The organism is Reyranella sp., assembly GCF_965227665.1.
In the GTDB taxonomy this organism is placed as follows: Bacteria; Pseudomonadota; Alphaproteobacteria; order Reyranellales; family Reyranellaceae; genus Reyranella.
In genome coordinates, this window is the sequence record NZ_OZ245767.1 from 827,107 (window position 1) to 841,129 (window position 14,023).

General features: G+C 67.0%; 13 protein-coding genes. 3 read left to right on the forward strand and 10 right to left on the reverse strand.

What is annotated here, in order from left to right; genetic code table 11:
* Positions 1–8: 8 nt before the first annotated feature.
* The 4 genes from ACO07I_RS04040 to ACO07I_RS04055 form a co-directional block, all read right to left on the reverse strand.
* Positions 9–335, reverse strand: a complete 327-nt coding sequence (locus tag ACO07I_RS04040; protein WP_422014564.1) for a putative quinol monooxygenase — start codon at positions 333–335, stop codon at positions 9–11.
* A 79-nt stretch (positions 336–414) separates the two neighbouring features.
* Positions 415–1,884, reverse strand: a complete 1,470-nt coding sequence (locus tag ACO07I_RS04045; RefSeq protein ID WP_422014566.1) for a DUF2252 domain-containing protein — start codon at positions 1,882–1,884, stop codon at positions 415–417.
* Between the two features lie 94 nt (positions 1,885–1,978).
* A complete protein-coding gene (locus ACO07I_RS04050; protein ID WP_422014568.1) occupies positions 1,979–3,514 on the reverse strand; it encodes a serine hydrolase in 1,536 nt (511 codons plus the stop codon).
* A gap of 1 nt (position 3,515) precedes the next feature.
* Entirely contained in the window at positions 3,516–4,943 is a 1,428-nt protein-coding gene (locus ACO07I_RS04055) for an MFS transporter (protein ID WP_422014570.1), read from the reverse strand.
* 94 nt (positions 4,944–5,037) lie between these two features.
* Here ACO07I_RS04055 and ACO07I_RS04060 point away from each other — a divergent pair, with 94 nt between their 5' ends.
* Positions 5,038–6,090 (forward strand): bifunctional transcriptional activator/DNA repair enzyme AdaA, encoded by a 1,053-nt coding sequence (locus ACO07I_RS04060; protein ID WP_422014572.1) that lies wholly within the window; start codon positions 5,038–5,040, stop codon positions 6,088–6,090.
* On the forward strand, positions 6,083–6,601 hold the full coding sequence (ogt, locus tag ACO07I_RS04065) for a methylated-DNA--[protein]-cysteine S-methyltransferase (RefSeq protein ID WP_422014574.1): 519 nt from the start codon (positions 6,083–6,085) through the stop codon (positions 6,599–6,601). The genes ACO07I_RS04060 and ogt overlap by 8 nt, the downstream gene beginning before the upstream one ends.
* Positions 6,602–6,632: 31 nt before the next feature.
* On the opposite strand, the gene ACO07I_RS04070 is transcribed toward ogt, so the two are convergent.
* The 3 genes from ACO07I_RS04070 to yghU all read right to left on the reverse strand — a co-directional run bounded on the left by ACO07I_RS04070 (position 6,633) and on the right by yghU (position 9,617).
* Positions 6,633–7,604: a Bug family tripartite tricarboxylate transporter substrate binding protein gene (locus tag ACO07I_RS04070; RefSeq protein WP_422014576.1), complete on the reverse strand. Its 972-nt coding sequence runs from the start codon at positions 7,602–7,604 to the stop codon at positions 6,633–6,635.
* Between the two features lie 50 nt (positions 7,605–7,654).
* On the reverse strand, positions 7,655–8,662 hold the full coding sequence (locus ACO07I_RS04075) for an asparaginase (protein ID WP_422014578.1): 1,008 nt from the start codon (positions 8,660–8,662) through the stop codon (positions 7,655–7,657).
* Positions 8,663–8,741: 79 nt separating this feature from the next.
* Positions 8,742–9,617: a glutathione-dependent disulfide-bond oxidoreductase gene (gene yghU, locus ACO07I_RS04080; RefSeq protein WP_422014580.1), complete on the reverse strand. Its 876-nt coding sequence runs from the start codon at positions 9,615–9,617 to the stop codon at positions 8,742–8,744.
* Between the two features lie 197 nt (positions 9,618–9,814).
* Between yghU and rfbB the strand changes: the two genes are divergently transcribed.
* Positions 9,815–10,873 (forward strand): dTDP-glucose 4,6-dehydratase, encoded by a 1,059-nt coding sequence (gene rfbB / locus ACO07I_RS04085; protein ID WP_422014582.1) that lies wholly within the window; start codon positions 9,815–9,817, stop codon positions 10,871–10,873.
* Positions 10,874–10,886: 13 nt separating this feature from the next.
* Here rfbB and ACO07I_RS04090 read toward each other — a convergent pair whose 3' ends face one another.
* The 3 genes from ACO07I_RS04090 to ACO07I_RS04100 form a co-directional block, all read right to left on the reverse strand.
* The gene (locus tag ACO07I_RS04090; protein WP_422014584.1) at positions 10,887–11,468 is read right to left on the reverse strand and encodes an NUDIX domain-containing protein; all 582 of its coding nucleotides are present in this window, start codon (positions 11,466–11,468) and stop codon (positions 10,887–10,889) included.
* A 34-nt stretch (positions 11,469–11,502) separates the two neighbouring features.
* A complete protein-coding gene (locus ACO07I_RS04095) occupies positions 11,503–12,885 on the reverse strand; it encodes an FAD/NAD(P)-binding protein (RefSeq protein WP_422014586.1) in 1,383 nt (460 codons plus the stop codon).
* Positions 12,886–12,946: 61 nt separating this feature from the next.
* Positions 12,947–14,005: a sulfate/molybdate ABC transporter ATP-binding protein gene (locus tag ACO07I_RS04100; protein ID WP_422014588.1), complete on the reverse strand. Its 1,059-nt coding sequence runs from the start codon at positions 14,003–14,005 to the stop codon at positions 12,947–12,949.
* Positions 14,006–14,023: the final 18 nt, after the last annotated feature.

Consider the following 14,023-nt stretch of genomic DNA (forward strand, 5'->3'; position numbering starts at 1 on the left):
TCGTTTCCTCAGGCAGTCTCCGCCTGAACGAACCGGTGCTGCGTGCGCTCGCGTTTCGTGAGCTTCGGCAACGCCTGTCCCACGATCAGCGCCTTGAAGTGCGGCGTCTCCTGGTGGGAGGCGAAGCCCGCCTCGTCATGGAACACCTCGTAGAAGAAGAACTTCTCGGGTTCCGCGATCGAGCGGTGGATCTGGAAGGCATGGACCCAGGGCTCGCGCTGGGCCAGTGGCAGGTACTCGCGGACGATTGCCGCGACGGCATCGGCGTCGGACGGCCTGGCCTCCCAGAACGCCGTGACGATGAGCCCGTCTTTCAGGGAATGAAGATCGACCATGTGGTTTCTCCCGTGCAGTTGATGGGAGAGCGTTCTAGGCCTTCGCCCCATGCCGTCGCTTCGGCCCGGGTCGAAGCGACTACTTCACCATCTCCGGGGCCGCGACCTTGATGCGCCCCGTGCGGCGCGCCTTGTCGAGCTCGTCGTAGTCTTCGTCCGTCTGCTTGGAATAGGCCATGGCGAACTTGCCGATCGCTTCGTCGAGCGTGTCGCTGTTGCCGCAATAGCCGGCGATCATCGCGGGGTCGCCCGACTTCGCATGGGCGAGCGCGAGCGCCCAGCCGCACAGGCCGCAATATTCGACGAATCCATCGAGGGTACTCGTGTCGCTCTCGTTGAACTTCAGGCTGCCCTTCATGTCGGCGAGCTGGCGAACGTAGAAATCCTTTCCGTCGACCTCTCCCCAGCCGAGAAAGATGTCGGGCGATCCTTGCGCGAGGCGCTGGCCGACGACGACGCGCCTTCCCTGATTCTCGAACCTGAGCTTCTGGTCGACATAAGGCGCGATGACCGATGTCTGCGCCTGCTTCACCTGCAGGAACAGCGGATCGTCCGAATCGATGCCCTGCAGCAGGATGACCCAGCAGCCCGTGCCCACGCTGCCGACGCCTACGACCTTTCGCGCCGAGTCGACGATGCGATAGCGTGACAACAGCACGCGCCGGTCGATCGGGAGCGACTGGATATAGGCCTGCAACATGTTGTCGAGCGCGACATTGGTAGGCGTACCCGCCGCCGTCTCCGTCTCGCGCACGATCAGCGGCACTTCCTCGATGATGCGATGCTCGCCGCCGACCTCCTCGGTCAGCTTCTCCAGAACGGCGACATGGCTCTTGGTCCGGGCCTTGTCCATCAGCCGCTCGGCGCCGCGCCGCGCCCGAGGCGACAGCGTGTCGAGGACGGCGCGCTCGTCGATCCGATCGTACCAGACCTGCAGGAAGCCCATCTCGGCGTAACGGCGCATGCGCTTGCGATAGGACCGCACGATGGACCGCGCTGCCCCCTCCGACGCCACGCGGTCGCCGCCCATGAAACGAACGGCGACGGCCGCGCTGGCGGCGAGGCGCTTCAGGTCCCATTCCCACGGGCCGGGATGGACCTCGTCGAAGTCGTTGATGGCGAAGATCAGATTCCGCTCCGCCGAAGCGAACACGCCGAAGTTCGAGACATGCATGTCGCCGCAGGCCCCGACGGCCATCCCGGTGACGGGTGTGGTCGAGAGGTCTGCCGCCATCACCGCCGCCGAGCCGCGCAGAAAGGCGAAGGGCGAGGCCAGCATCCGCGCGAAGCGCACCGGCACCAGCTTCTGGACCCGGCTCGCGTTCTGCGCCTCGAGGATGGCGACCGGATCCGCCCGATTCGCCGCCCTCTCGAAGGTGGCGTGCGAGGTGCGCGGCACCCGCGCCCGTACCGACTTGCCCGCCTGCAGGCGCTCGGCGACCGTCGACCGGGGCGCGACGAAGCTTTCGAGCAACGTCATGTCGTCGATCGCCGTGTTCATGCGCTCGAACGTGCGATCGGTATTCGTGTTGATCTTCACCACTGTCATGTGACCACCCCGCTCCCCGTCGCCATTCAACGTCGCGCCCTCTCGACGGTCAAAGCAATTGACGGTGAGCGCACCCAGTTCAGTCTGTCTGAGCTTAGCGACTCTTCGATCTTTTCAAGGTGCCCATGCCGTCCTCGTCGAGATTCTCCAGAGTGACCTGGGACGCCCTTCCGTCGGGACCGATCAGAAAGGTCACGGCGACCATCCAGCCGGGACTTTCCGCGAAGGGCGCATAGAGGAAGAGGTCGCGATTGAAATGCCTCAAGGGAAAGCGCTTGCCCGCCGGTCCAAGCGCCAGCGAGAGCGCGCCGCCGGCCTCGATGACACGGAGATCGCCGACATAGTCGTTGTGATAGTAACCGGCATAGGCGTCGAGCGGCATCGGTGGCGCCGGCGAAGCCGGTGGCGATGCATAGGGCGCCATCGCGGTCTTCCGGGCAACGGCGCCGAACTGCGCCTCGTAGATCTCGTTCCAGTGCGCGATCCAGTCGCGCGAGGGCCTTCCGGTGACCACCTCGTCGAAGAATGTCGCGGCAAGCCCTTCCGGAACGCCGGTCGGGAACGCATTGCTCAGGATCACGATGCCGATCTTCTCCGCCGGCAGCAGATGCACCAGCGTACGGGCGCCGGCACTGAAGGCACCGGCATGGCTCCACTCGACGCCGCGGTCGCGGAAGTCGACGTTCCAGCCCATGCCGTAGAAGCCGACAACGCCGGTCTTCGGATCGACGCTGCGGATGATGTTCGGCAGGCGCGTCTGTTCGAGCGCGGCCTCCTTGATCAGCGGTCGGCCGGCATATCGGCCATTGCCGAGCTCGAGCCGTAGCCACTGCACCATGTCCTTGGCGCTCGAACTCACGCCGCCCGCGGGAGACTGCGCGTCGGCATTGCGCTTGACCAGCGGCGTCCACTTGCCGTCGATCCGCACGTGAAGCGACGAACGATTGGGCTGAAGAACGAAATCCTTCGCCCGCGAGCTGGTCGATTGCATGCCGAGTGGCCGAAAGACCTTCTCTTCCGCCAACTCCTCCCAGCCCTTGCCCGTCGGGCGGGTGGCAGCGATCGCGCCGGCGGTGAATCCGAAATTGCTGTAGGCGTAGTCTGCCCGGAAACTGCCGCCGGGCCGCGTATGGCGAATGCGCTTCAGGATCTCCTCGCGGCTGAAGCCCAGATCCTCGATGTCGTTGCCGGCACTGGCCGCCAGGCCGCTGCGATGCGAGAGCAGGTCTCGGATCGTGACCTGGGCCGTCGGATAGGCTTCGGGGAGCGCGAAATTCGGATCGAGATCGCGAATGCGCGTATCCCACGTCACGACGCCGTCGCTGACGAGGGCTGCCACGACGGTGGCGGCCAGCGGCTTGGAAACCGAGGCCACCTGAAAGACCGTGTCCGCCCCGACCGTCTCGGCTTGCCCTGCCTCGCGAACACCGAAGCCTTCGAGGAAAACGACCTCGTCGCGATAGACGATACCGATCGAAAGACCCGGCACTTCGCCTTTCGCAACGACCTGCCGCGCCAGCTCGCGCAGCTTGGGCAGGGCGGCGGTCAGTTTTTCCTTGGTGACCGTCTGAGCCTGGACCGCAAAGGGCGCGAGACAGGTCAGGATCAGTGCCGCGAGCAGCCGCATCATTTCATGTTCCCTTGGAAGCGTCCCAATTCTTACCACTAGCGCGGCGGGCCAGCAGCGCCAGACGTCCGCCCACGAGCGCCGCGACGAAGGCCATGGGAACGAAAGCCGCCGGGACCCAGAAGGCTGCGCTGGCCACGCCAGCCGGTGTCAGCCCACGTGAAAGTCCTGCCAGGGTGGCCACGATTCCGGCCGCGGCCGCCCCCAGCGCGAAGCCGGTCTGCTGCACGGTCGCGACGGCCGAAGCGGCCAGATCGCCCTCCCCCGCCTTCGCCCCGCCCATCAACCGCTGAACGCCGAAGCCCCAGCACGCACCGATGCCGAGACCGACCAGGCCGATCAGGACCGGCAGTACCACCACCGGCTGGGTCGTCATCAACGGCGCCACACCGGCGAGGCCCACGGCCATCGCCAACGTACCGGCCGCCAGCATTCGCCCTCCCGCTCGTGGCGACCAGCCGGAGACGACGATCGACGAAACGGTCCAGCCCATCGATGCACCCGCCACCGTATAGCCGGCGGCCAGCGGATCGAAACCATGCAGGCTCTGCAGGAAGATCGGCACGAAGATCGACAGCGGGCTGTAGGCGATCGACACCAGCAGCGCGAACCACATCGCAACGCCGGTCATGGATCTCAGCGAGAAGGCATCGCTCGGGAAGAGCGGCGCCTTCGAGCGACGATCGAGCAGGATCATCCCGACGAGCAACGCGACGGCTGTGAGGAAGAGCCCCGCCTTGGTGAGCGGCGGGGAAACGACGCTTGCCGTCGACATGACCGCGATCGCCAGACAGATCAGCACGACGCGCCCGCCGGGGATTGCCCGCACGGGCCCGCCCTTCGCCGCCCGCGCCCGCGGCAACGCCCGTGCGGCGACGATCGCCAGCAACGCCGCCAGCGCGGTCACGGCATAGAAGGCGCCGCGCCAGTTGCCCCAGGTCGCGAACGCGCCGCCCACCAGGGGACCGACCAGCACCGCCATGCTCCACGCACCGGACAGCAGCGCCGCAACCCTCGGCCACATCGGCTCGGGAAAGGCGTTGCCGACCAGGACATAGGCCATGGCCGACAGCACGCCGCCGCCGAAGCCCTGCACGAAGCGCCCGGCGACCACGGTGCCCATCGAGGGTGCCAATGCGCAGATCAATGCGCCGATCCCGAAGACCAGCGCGCCGGCGCAGAAGGCCGTGCGCGCCCCAAGCCGGGACGTCAGATGACCGGTGCAGGTCGCCGCCACGATCGATGACGCCAGGAAGGCCGTGGTCGGCCAGCTCATCATCGCCGTGCCGCCGACATCCTCGACGATGCTCGGCAGCACCGTCGCCAGCATCAGCACGTTCATCGAATGCAGGAGGACGCCGCCGACCAGCGCCACCAGCAGGGGAATCCATTCGCGCTTCAGGAGCGCCGACCAACCGGCTGTCGCAGTCATGGCCGGCGACTGATCATGTTCCCGCCCCCGGGTCAAAGACTAACGGGTCCGAAAACCGCGAGCGCCGTCCGCGCGCGCATGGAATGATCGACGCATGGAATTGCTCGACCGCAGCACCTACTACCGCGCTTTCCAAAGCCACGATGCCCGTTTCGACGGGAGGGTATTCGTCGGTGTCACCTCGACCGGCATCTACTGCCGGCCGGTCTGTCCGGCCCGGACTCCCCGCTTCGAGAACTGCCGCTTCTTCGCCTCGGCCGCCGCGGCCCAGGAAGCCGGGTTCCGGCCGTGCCTGCGCTGCCGGCCCGAGATCGCTCCCGACTTCGGCGCCTGGCGCGGCAGCGCCAACACGGTGAGCCGTGCGCTGGCGCTGATCGCCGAAGGCGCCCTCGACGAGGACGAGGCCGGGGTCGAGGCGTTGGCGGGGCGGCTGGGTGTCGGCGGCCGCCAGCTGCGCCGCCTGTTCCAGCGCCATCTCGGCGCCTCGCCCATCGCGGTCGCCCAGACGCGACGCGTGCTGTTCGCCAAGCAGCTGCTCCACGACACCCACCTGCCGATGGCCGAGGTGGCGCTGGCGGCGGGCTTCGGCAGCGTGCGGCGCTTCAACGAGACGTTCCGGAAGCTGTTCGACCGGCCGCCGAGGATGCTGCGCCGCCGAGCCGGTGCCGACACCTCCGCCCGCGACGGGGTCACGCTGAGACTCGGCTACCGCCCACCCTACGACTGGCCCGGCATGCTGGCGGCGCTTTCCGCGCGGGAACCGTCCTGCCGGGAGTGGATCGAGGCTGGCATCTGGCATCGCCGCCTCGATCTCGACGGCATGCACGGCCGCGTCTCCGTCGCGCATCTGCCGGATCGCAACGCCGTGGCGGTCACCATCCGCTTCCCGTCGGTGAAGGCCCTGCCGGCGATCGTCGCGCGCGTCCGCCGCGTCTTCGACCTGGGAGCCGACATCACAACCATCGACAGCCATCTCGCACGCGATCCTGGGCTCGCACCGCTGATCGCACGGCGGCCGGGCCTGCGCGCCCCGGGGGATTGGGAAGATCACCACACGAACATCCCGAGCGACGACACCGCGCCGCCAGCCTGGCGACCCTGGCACGCGTATGCGGCGCAGCATCTGCGGATGGCCAGTCATGGCTGAGCCTCTGGAATTCAAGATCGATCGCCTTGCAACGCCGGTTGGCGAACTGGTGATCGTCGCCGATGGTGAAGGCCGGCTGCGTGCCATAGACTGGAGCGACTACGAGAGCCGCATGCGTCGCCTGCTCGACCGCTACTACGGTGCCGGCCGCTACACGATCTCGGCCGGTCGCGATCCCGGCGGACTGACGAAGGCGATGAGCGCCTACTTCAAGGGCGACATCGCCGTCATCGACACGCTGCCGGCCGAAACCACCGGCACGCCGTTTCAGAGGGGCGTCTGGCAGGCGCTGCGGGGCATCAAATCAGGCACGACGATCAGCTATGCCGAGCTCGCCCGGCGCATCGGCAGCCCGCGCGCGGTGCGGGCGGCCGGGCTCGCCAATGGCCAGAATCCGATCGGCATCGTCCTGCCCTGCCACCGGGTCATCGGCAGCAACGGCACGCTGACCGGCTATGGCGGCGGCCTGCCGCGCAAGAAGTGGCTGCTCGAACACGAAGGCGCCCTGTAGACGCCCAGCTTCCCGCCAGAGACAGGTGTGGTCAGTGCAACGACACCCCGGTCTCTGTGGCCACGGTCTTCCACTGGCGCACTTCACCGTCGAGGAAGCGCGCCATCTCGATGCTGCCTTGCGGCATGGGATCGAGAAAGGCGGCGTCGAACTTCTCCTTCACGTCGGGCAGGACCAGCACGCGGGCGATGTCCGCCGCGAGCTTGTTCGTCACCTCGGGCGGTGTCCCCGCCGGCGCCAGGAAGCCGTACCAGTTGTAGACGACGACACCCGGTGCGCTCTCGGCATAGGTCTGCACTTCGGGCAGGCGCGGATGTCGCTGGGCCGTGGCGATCGCCAGCGCCTTCAGCTTGCCCGACTGCAGGTGCGGCATGACCGGCGCCATGGCATTCATGACCATCGGGATCTGGCCGTTGATCGCATCGTTGAGCGCCGGTCCGCCGCCCTTGTAGGGCACATGGACGAGGTCGAAGCCGACCTTCGCGCGCAGCAGCTCGTAGGTGAGATGCGGACCGCTGCCCTGCCCCGGCGTACCGACGGCGATCTTCTGCAGCTGCTCGCGCGGCATCGCCAGCAGTTCTTTCAGCGAGTTGGCCGGAAACGAGGGATGCGCCACCATCACCTGCGGCGATGCGCCGACGAGGGTGATCGGCACGAAGCTCTTCACCGGATCGTAGCGTGCCTTGGAATAGACCGCCGGATTGATGCCGTGCGCCACGTCGGCATAGAGGAGCGTGTGGCCATCGGCGGGCGCGCGCGCGACGATCTCAGTGCCGAGCATTCCGGCGGCGCCGGCCTTGTTGTCGACGATCAGCGTGTAGCCTGCCGTCTCCTGCAGCTTCTGCGCCACTAGGCGCCCGGTGAAATCAGACCCGCCGCCCGGCGCATAGGGCACGACGAGGCGGATCGTTTGTGACGGATAGGCCTGCGCGCGGGCGGCCGGTGCGAACAGGCCTGCAGCGGTGCTGGCAGCCAGGAAGGTGCGTCGGGAGAAGAGTGTCATGACCTGTCGCTCATACACACTTCATGCCAAGCCAATTCCGATGAACAGGCTCAGTAGGTGGCGAACATCCGCGCGATCTCGACCGGGTCGCTGGTCCGGGTGAGAGCCAGGGCGAGCAGCAGGCGTGCCTTTTGCGGATTGAGATTGTCGGCCGACAGGATTCCGGCCTTGGCGAGCTTCTGGCCGCGGAAGATGCGGCCCGATCCGGCGCGCGAGGACTGCACGACGACGATGCCCTGCTTCACCGCCTCTTCCATCGCGGCGAAATCGGCCGCTGGGGGCATGCCCGGCGCGAAGCCCGCGGAGACCAGCCCTTTGGCCCCCGCCGCAATGAAGGCCCGCATGGCGCTGCCGTCAGAGCCCGCATAGGCATAGGCGATGTCGACCCTCGGCAGGGCGTCGAGGCCCGCGAGGTCGAATTCGGTGTCCGGCATGTGCCGGCGCTCGGGGCGCCGGTAGTAGGCGATGCGGTCGGCATCGGCATGGCCGAGGACGCCAAAATCAGGCGTGCGGAAGGTCTGCATGCGCCAGTTCGATGTCTTGGTGACCTCGCGGGCCGCCTGGATCTCGTCGTTGAGCAGCACCAGCACGCCCCGCCCCCGGCTCTGCGGGCTGGCGGCCGTGCGCACCCCGTTCACGAGATTGATCGCGGCATCGGTCGACAGGCCGGAAGCCGGCCGCTGCGAGCCGATCAGCACCACGGGCACGTCGACTTTGAGCACGAGGTTCAGAACCCAGGCCGTCTCCTCCAGCGTCGCCGTGCCGTGGCCGATGACGATGCCGGACAGGTCGGGATGCTCGGCCACGACGCGATGGCACAGCGCGGCGAGCTCCTGCCATTCGGCGAAGTAGATCTCGGGGCTCGGAACATTGCGGAAATCGACCGGAATGATCTCGGCGATCTCCTCGACGACCGGAAACCGCGCGACGATCTCGCTGGCGTGCATGCGATTCTCATGCACGCCGTAATCCTGCAGCTCGAGCGGATGGACGCCCAGTGAGGCCATGGTGCCGCCAGTGCCGATGAAGGCCACCTTGGGCCGGTTCGTGCTGCTCACCCTATGCTCCTGCGTTGGTCGTCGACCTGCCGACCAACGCAAGATCGATGCCGCCCGCAATGAACGGCGAAGCGCGCGCTCAGGCCTTGGCGGCCACCTTGTCCTGCGTCTTCAGATCGAAGTCGCTGGCGTCGTGACGCTCGTGGAGCTGGCTCGCGGGATCGCCCTGGAGGCGATTGACGATGCGACCGCGCCGGACCGCCGGGCGTGCGCCGATCTCATCGGCCCAGCGCTGGACGTTCTTGTACTCGTGCACGGCCAGGAACTCGCCCGCGCCGTAGAGCAAGCCCTTGGCCAGGCCGCCGTACCAGGGCCAGACCGCGATGTCGGCGATCGTATAGGCGTCGCCCGCCAGGTACTTGCTCTCGGCCAGACGCCGGTCGAGCACGTCGAGCTGCCGCTTGGTCTCCATCGCGAAGCGGTCGATGGCATATTCGATCTTGGTGGGCGCATAGGCGTAGAAGTGGCCGAAACCGCCCCCGAGATAGGGCGCGCTGCCCATCTGCCAGAACAGCCACGACAGGCACTCGGCGCGCTTGGCGCTCTCCGTTGGCACCAGCGCGCCGAACTTCTCCGCGAGATAGAGCAGGATGGCGCCCGACTCGAACACGCGCACCGGGTTGGGACCGCTGCGGTCCACCAGGGCCGGAATCTTGGAGTTCGGATTGGCGGCGACGAAGCCGCTGCCGAACTGGTCGCCCTCGCCGATCTTGATCAGCCAGGCATCGTATTCGGCGCCCTTGTGGCCCAGCGCCAGCAGCTCCTCGAGCATGATGGTGACCTTCTGGCCGTTGGGCGTGCCCAGCGAATAGAGCTGCAGCGGGTGCTTGCCCACGGGCAGTTCCTTTTCGCTCGTGGGACCGGCGATCGGCCGGTTGATGTTGGCGAACCGGCCCCCGCTGGCCTTGTTCCAGGTCCAGACCTTGGGCGGGGTGTAGTCGGATGCGTCGCTCATGCTTCCAATGTCCTGTGATGGAGCTTCGGGAATGGCGCCATCCTAGCCCCCTTTCGGCCGTCCTGCTCGCTCCCGTGCCGCCCGTAGCGGGGGTTAGAAATCGAAACGAAACATATGGTAAGTAGGGATAAGTCCCCGGATTTCGGGCATTCCCTGAAGCAAGGAGGGGCGAGTCCTGCTCGCTTCGTAATGGCCCCATGAGAATTCTTGTTACCGGCGGCGCCGGGTTCATCGGCTCGGCCGTCGTGCGTCACATCATCCGCGACACCGACTGGACTGTGGCCAACGTCGACAAGCTGACCTACGCGGGCAATCTCGAATCGCTGGCCGAGGCCCAGACCAGCAACCGGCACCGCCACTACAAGACCGACATCTGCGATCGCGCGGGAATCGACGCCGTCCTGGCAGAGTTCCGGCCCGACGCGATCCTGCATCTCGCAGCCGAAAGCCACGTCGATCGCTCAATCACCGGCGCCGCGCCGTTCATCGAAACCAACGTCAACGGCACCTTCACGATGCTGGAGGCCGCCTTGGCCTACTGGCGGACGCTCGACGAGGCCGCCCGCGGCCGGTTCCGCTTCCAGCACATCTCGACCGACGAGGTGTTCGGCTCGCTGGGCGCCACCGGGCTCTTCAGCGAGACCACGCCCTACGCCCCCAACTCCCCCTACTCCGCCAGCAAGGCCGCGTCCGACCATCTGGTGCGCGCCTGGCATCACACCTACGGGCTGCCGACCCTGGCGACCAACTGCTCCAACAATTACGGCCCCTATCACTTCCCGGAAAAGCTGATCCCGCTGGTCACCATCCGCGCCCTGCGCGGCGAGAGCCTGCCGGTCTACGGCAAGGGCGACAACGTGCGCGACTGGCTGCATGTCGAGGATCACGCCGAGGCGCTCACCCTCGTGCTGCGCAAAGGGAAGCCGGGCGAGACCTACAATATCGGCGGCAACAGCGAGCGCCGGAACATCGAGGTCGTGCGCGGCATCTGCCGCCTGCTCGACGAGATGCAGCCCGACGCCGCCCATCGCCCGCACGAATCGCTGATCAAGTTCGTGACCGACCGGCCGGGCCACGATGCCCGATATGCCATCGACGCCTCGAAGATCGCGACCGAACTCGGCTGGCGGCCGCGCCACGACTTCGAGAGCGGCCTGCGCGACACGGTGCGCTGGTTCCTCGACAATCGCGGCTGGTGGGAGCGCGTGATGAGCGGCGAATACCGGGGCGAGCGGTTGGGCCTGACCGCCGCCTGAACGACGCGCCGTCTTATTTCAGGAGAGCGAGGAGACTGTCCGGCAGGTCACCCCGCCGGCGCCGGACGTCGATGCCTAGCAGGGCGGCGATTCCCGGCAGGTTCGAGATCTCACCCGTCAGGGCCATGCCGACCGCATCGGCGAACGGAACACGGCGCCGCGTGAGCAATTCAGTATCGTCTGGCTGCGGTGCGCCGCGGTCGAGCCCCCAGGCGACGAAGGCCGGCACGGCCTCGGTCGAGATCCCGGGAGACACGGTGCCTTCCACGATCTTGAGCCAGTGTTCGGCGGTGCAGCCGGTCTCTTCCTTCAGCTCCGCCCGCGCGACCGTGAGCGGGTCGTCGCCCACCCGGGCCCCTCCTCCCGGAATCTCCCAGGAGTAGCGGTCCAGCACATAGCGGTACTGGCCGATCAGGGTCACGCTGCCGTCGCGGTCGACCGGCACGATGCAGACGCCGTAATACTTCATCCGCACGCTGTGGTAGCTGCGCGGCTCGCCATCGGATAGCGTCACACGATCATGACGGATCGAGAAGTAGCGGCAGTCGTAGCCGGTCTCCTCCTGCAGCACCTTCCAAGGGTTGGCTTCGTCCACGCGGTCCATCGCATTGCCTTTCGGGCGCCAAATCCTAACCTGCCATGGCGGTCAGATGTCGGGCCACCGCCTCGCACTGTTTGCGGATGTCGGGCACCGCCGTCGTCTCCCAGAGGTTGCCGCGTATGGGCGGTCCAAGCGCGAACAGGACATCGGACGCCACCCCGTCCCTGTCGATCAGGCGATAGTCGTCTCCCAGATCGAGCCCGAGGGACAACGAATCCGGGCGGGCAAGGCCGGTGTCGAACAGGCAGCGGATCAACGGATCGCGAATGCGGTCGTAGTCGAGCTGGGGACCCGAGCAGTTCACCAGCCAGGCGCCTTCGATGCGCTGCAGCGACTCGCTTCCGCGGGTCTTGACCGTCATGGAGATGCCGTCTGCGCCGAGGGTCACGTCCTGCAGCCGGCCGGCCGTAACGACGAGCTTGCCCGCGCGCTGCAGTTCGTCGATCTCGGCTGCAACGGGCTGGGCCACGCGATGGCGATGCACTTCCCAGTAGGGCCTCACGTGGCGCAGGAAGCGCCGTCGCTCGGCAATGGGCAGGCCACGCCAGAGCGCCTGGGTTTGCGGCCGCATCGAATCGAGGACGCCGCGCCAGTCCACGCCATTGGCCGCGGCCGCCTCGACTTCGCGCCGGACTTCGCGAACGAGCGCCGAAATCGTCTTTGGCAGCGCGTCGGCCGTCAGGAAGGCCTGATAGGGACCGACATCCTTGTGAGGCAGCGGCATGAAACCTCGGCGAGATACTGCCGTGATCGTTCCACGATGGCCCCGCGAATGGAGGTCGAGTACGACGTCGACCATCGTCAGGCCCGTTCCCACCAGCACGACGTCGTCATCCTTCTGGATACGCGACAGGCCGCCGCTCCACGGATTCGCGATGTAGCGATCCTCCGCACCGTCGCGCGTCTGCGGCTTCACCGGGAGGGCCGGCGGGAAGTTGCCGACACAGAGCGCGGCACGGTCGACCGTGTGCCGTGCGCCGTCCGCTGTCTCCAACTCGACCGACGTCCCGCCCGCACGCAGGCTCGTCACCTCGGCATCGACGCCGATCATCGAAGAAGCCGGATGAGCCGCCAGACAGGCCGACAGGGTCGAGCGCAGGTACTGACCGTACAGGCCCCTCGAAACGAAGGGGCCGCGCGGCTTGGCGTCCCCGGCCTGCGGACAGCCCGCGAGCCATTTAATGAAATGCTCCGGTTGCGAATCGTACGCGCTCATGTTGCCGACACGGACATTCAGCAGATGCTTGTCGTTCGGGGTCGAGTAGGCCACGCCGCTGCCGAACGCCGCCGCGCGATCGAACAGGAAGATCCGCACCGGAACGTCGGATTGCTCGATCAGGTGAACGGCCAGCATCGTTCCGCTGAAGCCGCCCCCGACGATGCCGAATGTGGGCCGTGTGTCTTCAGTCATGCACCACCTCACGATCCTGGCGTGTACACTTGCATGCGCATCCCGGCATGGCGTTCCTCCGTCAGCGGGTTGGAAACAGTCGCATGGTGAGCAGGCTCACGTGGAGCTCCTGCCCTCTCACCACGGCATGTTCGAGGGGAAGCGTGATCTCCACCGACGGGAGCTGCTCATCCAGGGACAATTCGGCCCTTCGCGCCGAACCGACCCGGCGCGTACCGACGACCTTGCCCGAAAAGGTACCGTGCCCCGTCGCATGGGCCAGCGCGAGGTCGGACGGGCGGATGAACAGTTCTGCGGCACCGGCCGGAAACTGGAAGGGCGCCGGTACCTTCCCTCCTCCCAGAGAGATCCAGCCCTGTTCGACGGTGACCGGCAGTCTAACCGCATCGCCGACGAAGCCTGCAACGAAGGGGGTTGCGGGACGGTCGAGGATATCGTCCGGAGGGCCCAGCTGTTCGAGGCGCCCGCGATTGAGGATCGCGACCCGGTCGGCCAGTTCGAGCGCCTCTTCCTGGTCGTGCGTCACGAACAGCGTGGTGTGACCGGTACGGTCGTGCAGCTCGCGCAGCCAGCGGCGCAGGTCACGACGCACCTGAGCATCGAGTGCGCCGAACGGCTCGTCGAGCAGCAGTACGCGCGGCTCGACAGCCAGCGCGCGCGCGAGCGCCACACGCTGCCGCTGGCCGCCCGACAGCTGCGCGGGATAGCGCTTGCCGAGGCCCGGGAGCTGAACGAGTTCGAGCAGGTTGTCCACCCGCTTGCGGATCTCGGCGTCCGGCGGCCGCAGGCGACGAGGCCGCACGCGCAATCCGTAGGCAACGTTGTCGGCAACGCTCATATGCTTGAACAGCGCATAGTGCTGGAACATGAAGCCGACGCGCCGCTCACGGACGGGGACATGCGTTGCATCCTCTTCGCCGAAGAGGATCCGCCCGGCGGTCGGAGACTCCAGTCCGGCAAACAGGCGCAGAAGGGTCGTCTTGCCCGATCCTGAAGGACCGAGAAGTGCCATGAGCTCGCCCGGCTTCACCTGCAGATCGATTCCGTTGACGGCGGCGACGCCGGGAAACGACTTGGCCAGCCCTTCGGCGGTTATGGCAATCGGCACGCCCTTGCCCATTTCTGTCGTGTGGCCAGC

What these genes read in the sequence shown, in the direction of transcription:
- ACO07I_RS04040 (WP_422014564.1), bottom strand. Translation starts at nt 335, where the DNA reads ATGGTCGATCTTCATTCCCTGAAAGACGGGCTCATCGTCACGGCGTTC.
- ACO07I_RS04045 (WP_422014566.1), bottom strand. Translation starts at nt 1,884, where the DNA reads ATGACAGTGGTGAAGATCAACACGAATACCGATCGCACGTTCGAGCGC.
- ACO07I_RS04050 (WP_422014568.1), bottom strand. Translation starts at nt 3,514, where the DNA reads ATGATGCGGCTGCTCGCGGCACTGATCCTGACCTGTCTCGCGCCCTTT.
- ACO07I_RS04055 (WP_422014570.1), bottom strand. Translation starts at nt 4,943, where the DNA reads ATGACTGCGACAGCCGGTTGGTCGGCGCTCCTGAAGCGCGAATGGATT.
- ACO07I_RS04060 (WP_422014572.1), top strand. Translation starts at nt 5,038, where the DNA reads ATGGAATTGCTCGACCGCAGCACCTACTACCGCGCTTTCCAAAGCCAC.
- ogt (WP_422014574.1), top strand. Translation starts at nt 6,083, where the DNA reads ATGGCTGAGCCTCTGGAATTCAAGATCGATCGCCTTGCAACGCCGGTT.
- ACO07I_RS04070 (WP_422014576.1), bottom strand. Translation starts at nt 7,604, where the DNA reads ATGACACTCTTCTCCCGACGCACCTTCCTGGCTGCCAGCACCGCTGCA.
- yghU (WP_422014580.1), bottom strand. Translation starts at nt 9,617, where the DNA reads ATGAGCGACGCATCCGACTACACCCCGCCCAAGGTCTGGACCTGGAAC.
- rfbB (WP_422014582.1), top strand. Translation starts at nt 9,815, where the DNA reads ATGAGAATTCTTGTTACCGGCGGCGCCGGGTTCATCGGCTCGGCCGTC.
- ACO07I_RS04095 (WP_422014586.1), bottom strand. Translation starts at nt 12,885, where the DNA reads ATGACTGAAGACACACGGCCCACATTCGGCATCGTCGGGGGCGGCTTC.
- ACO07I_RS04100 (WP_422014588.1), bottom strand. Translation starts at nt 14,005, where the DNA reads ATGGGCAAGGGCGTGCCGATTGCCATAACCGCCGAAGGGCTGGCCAAG.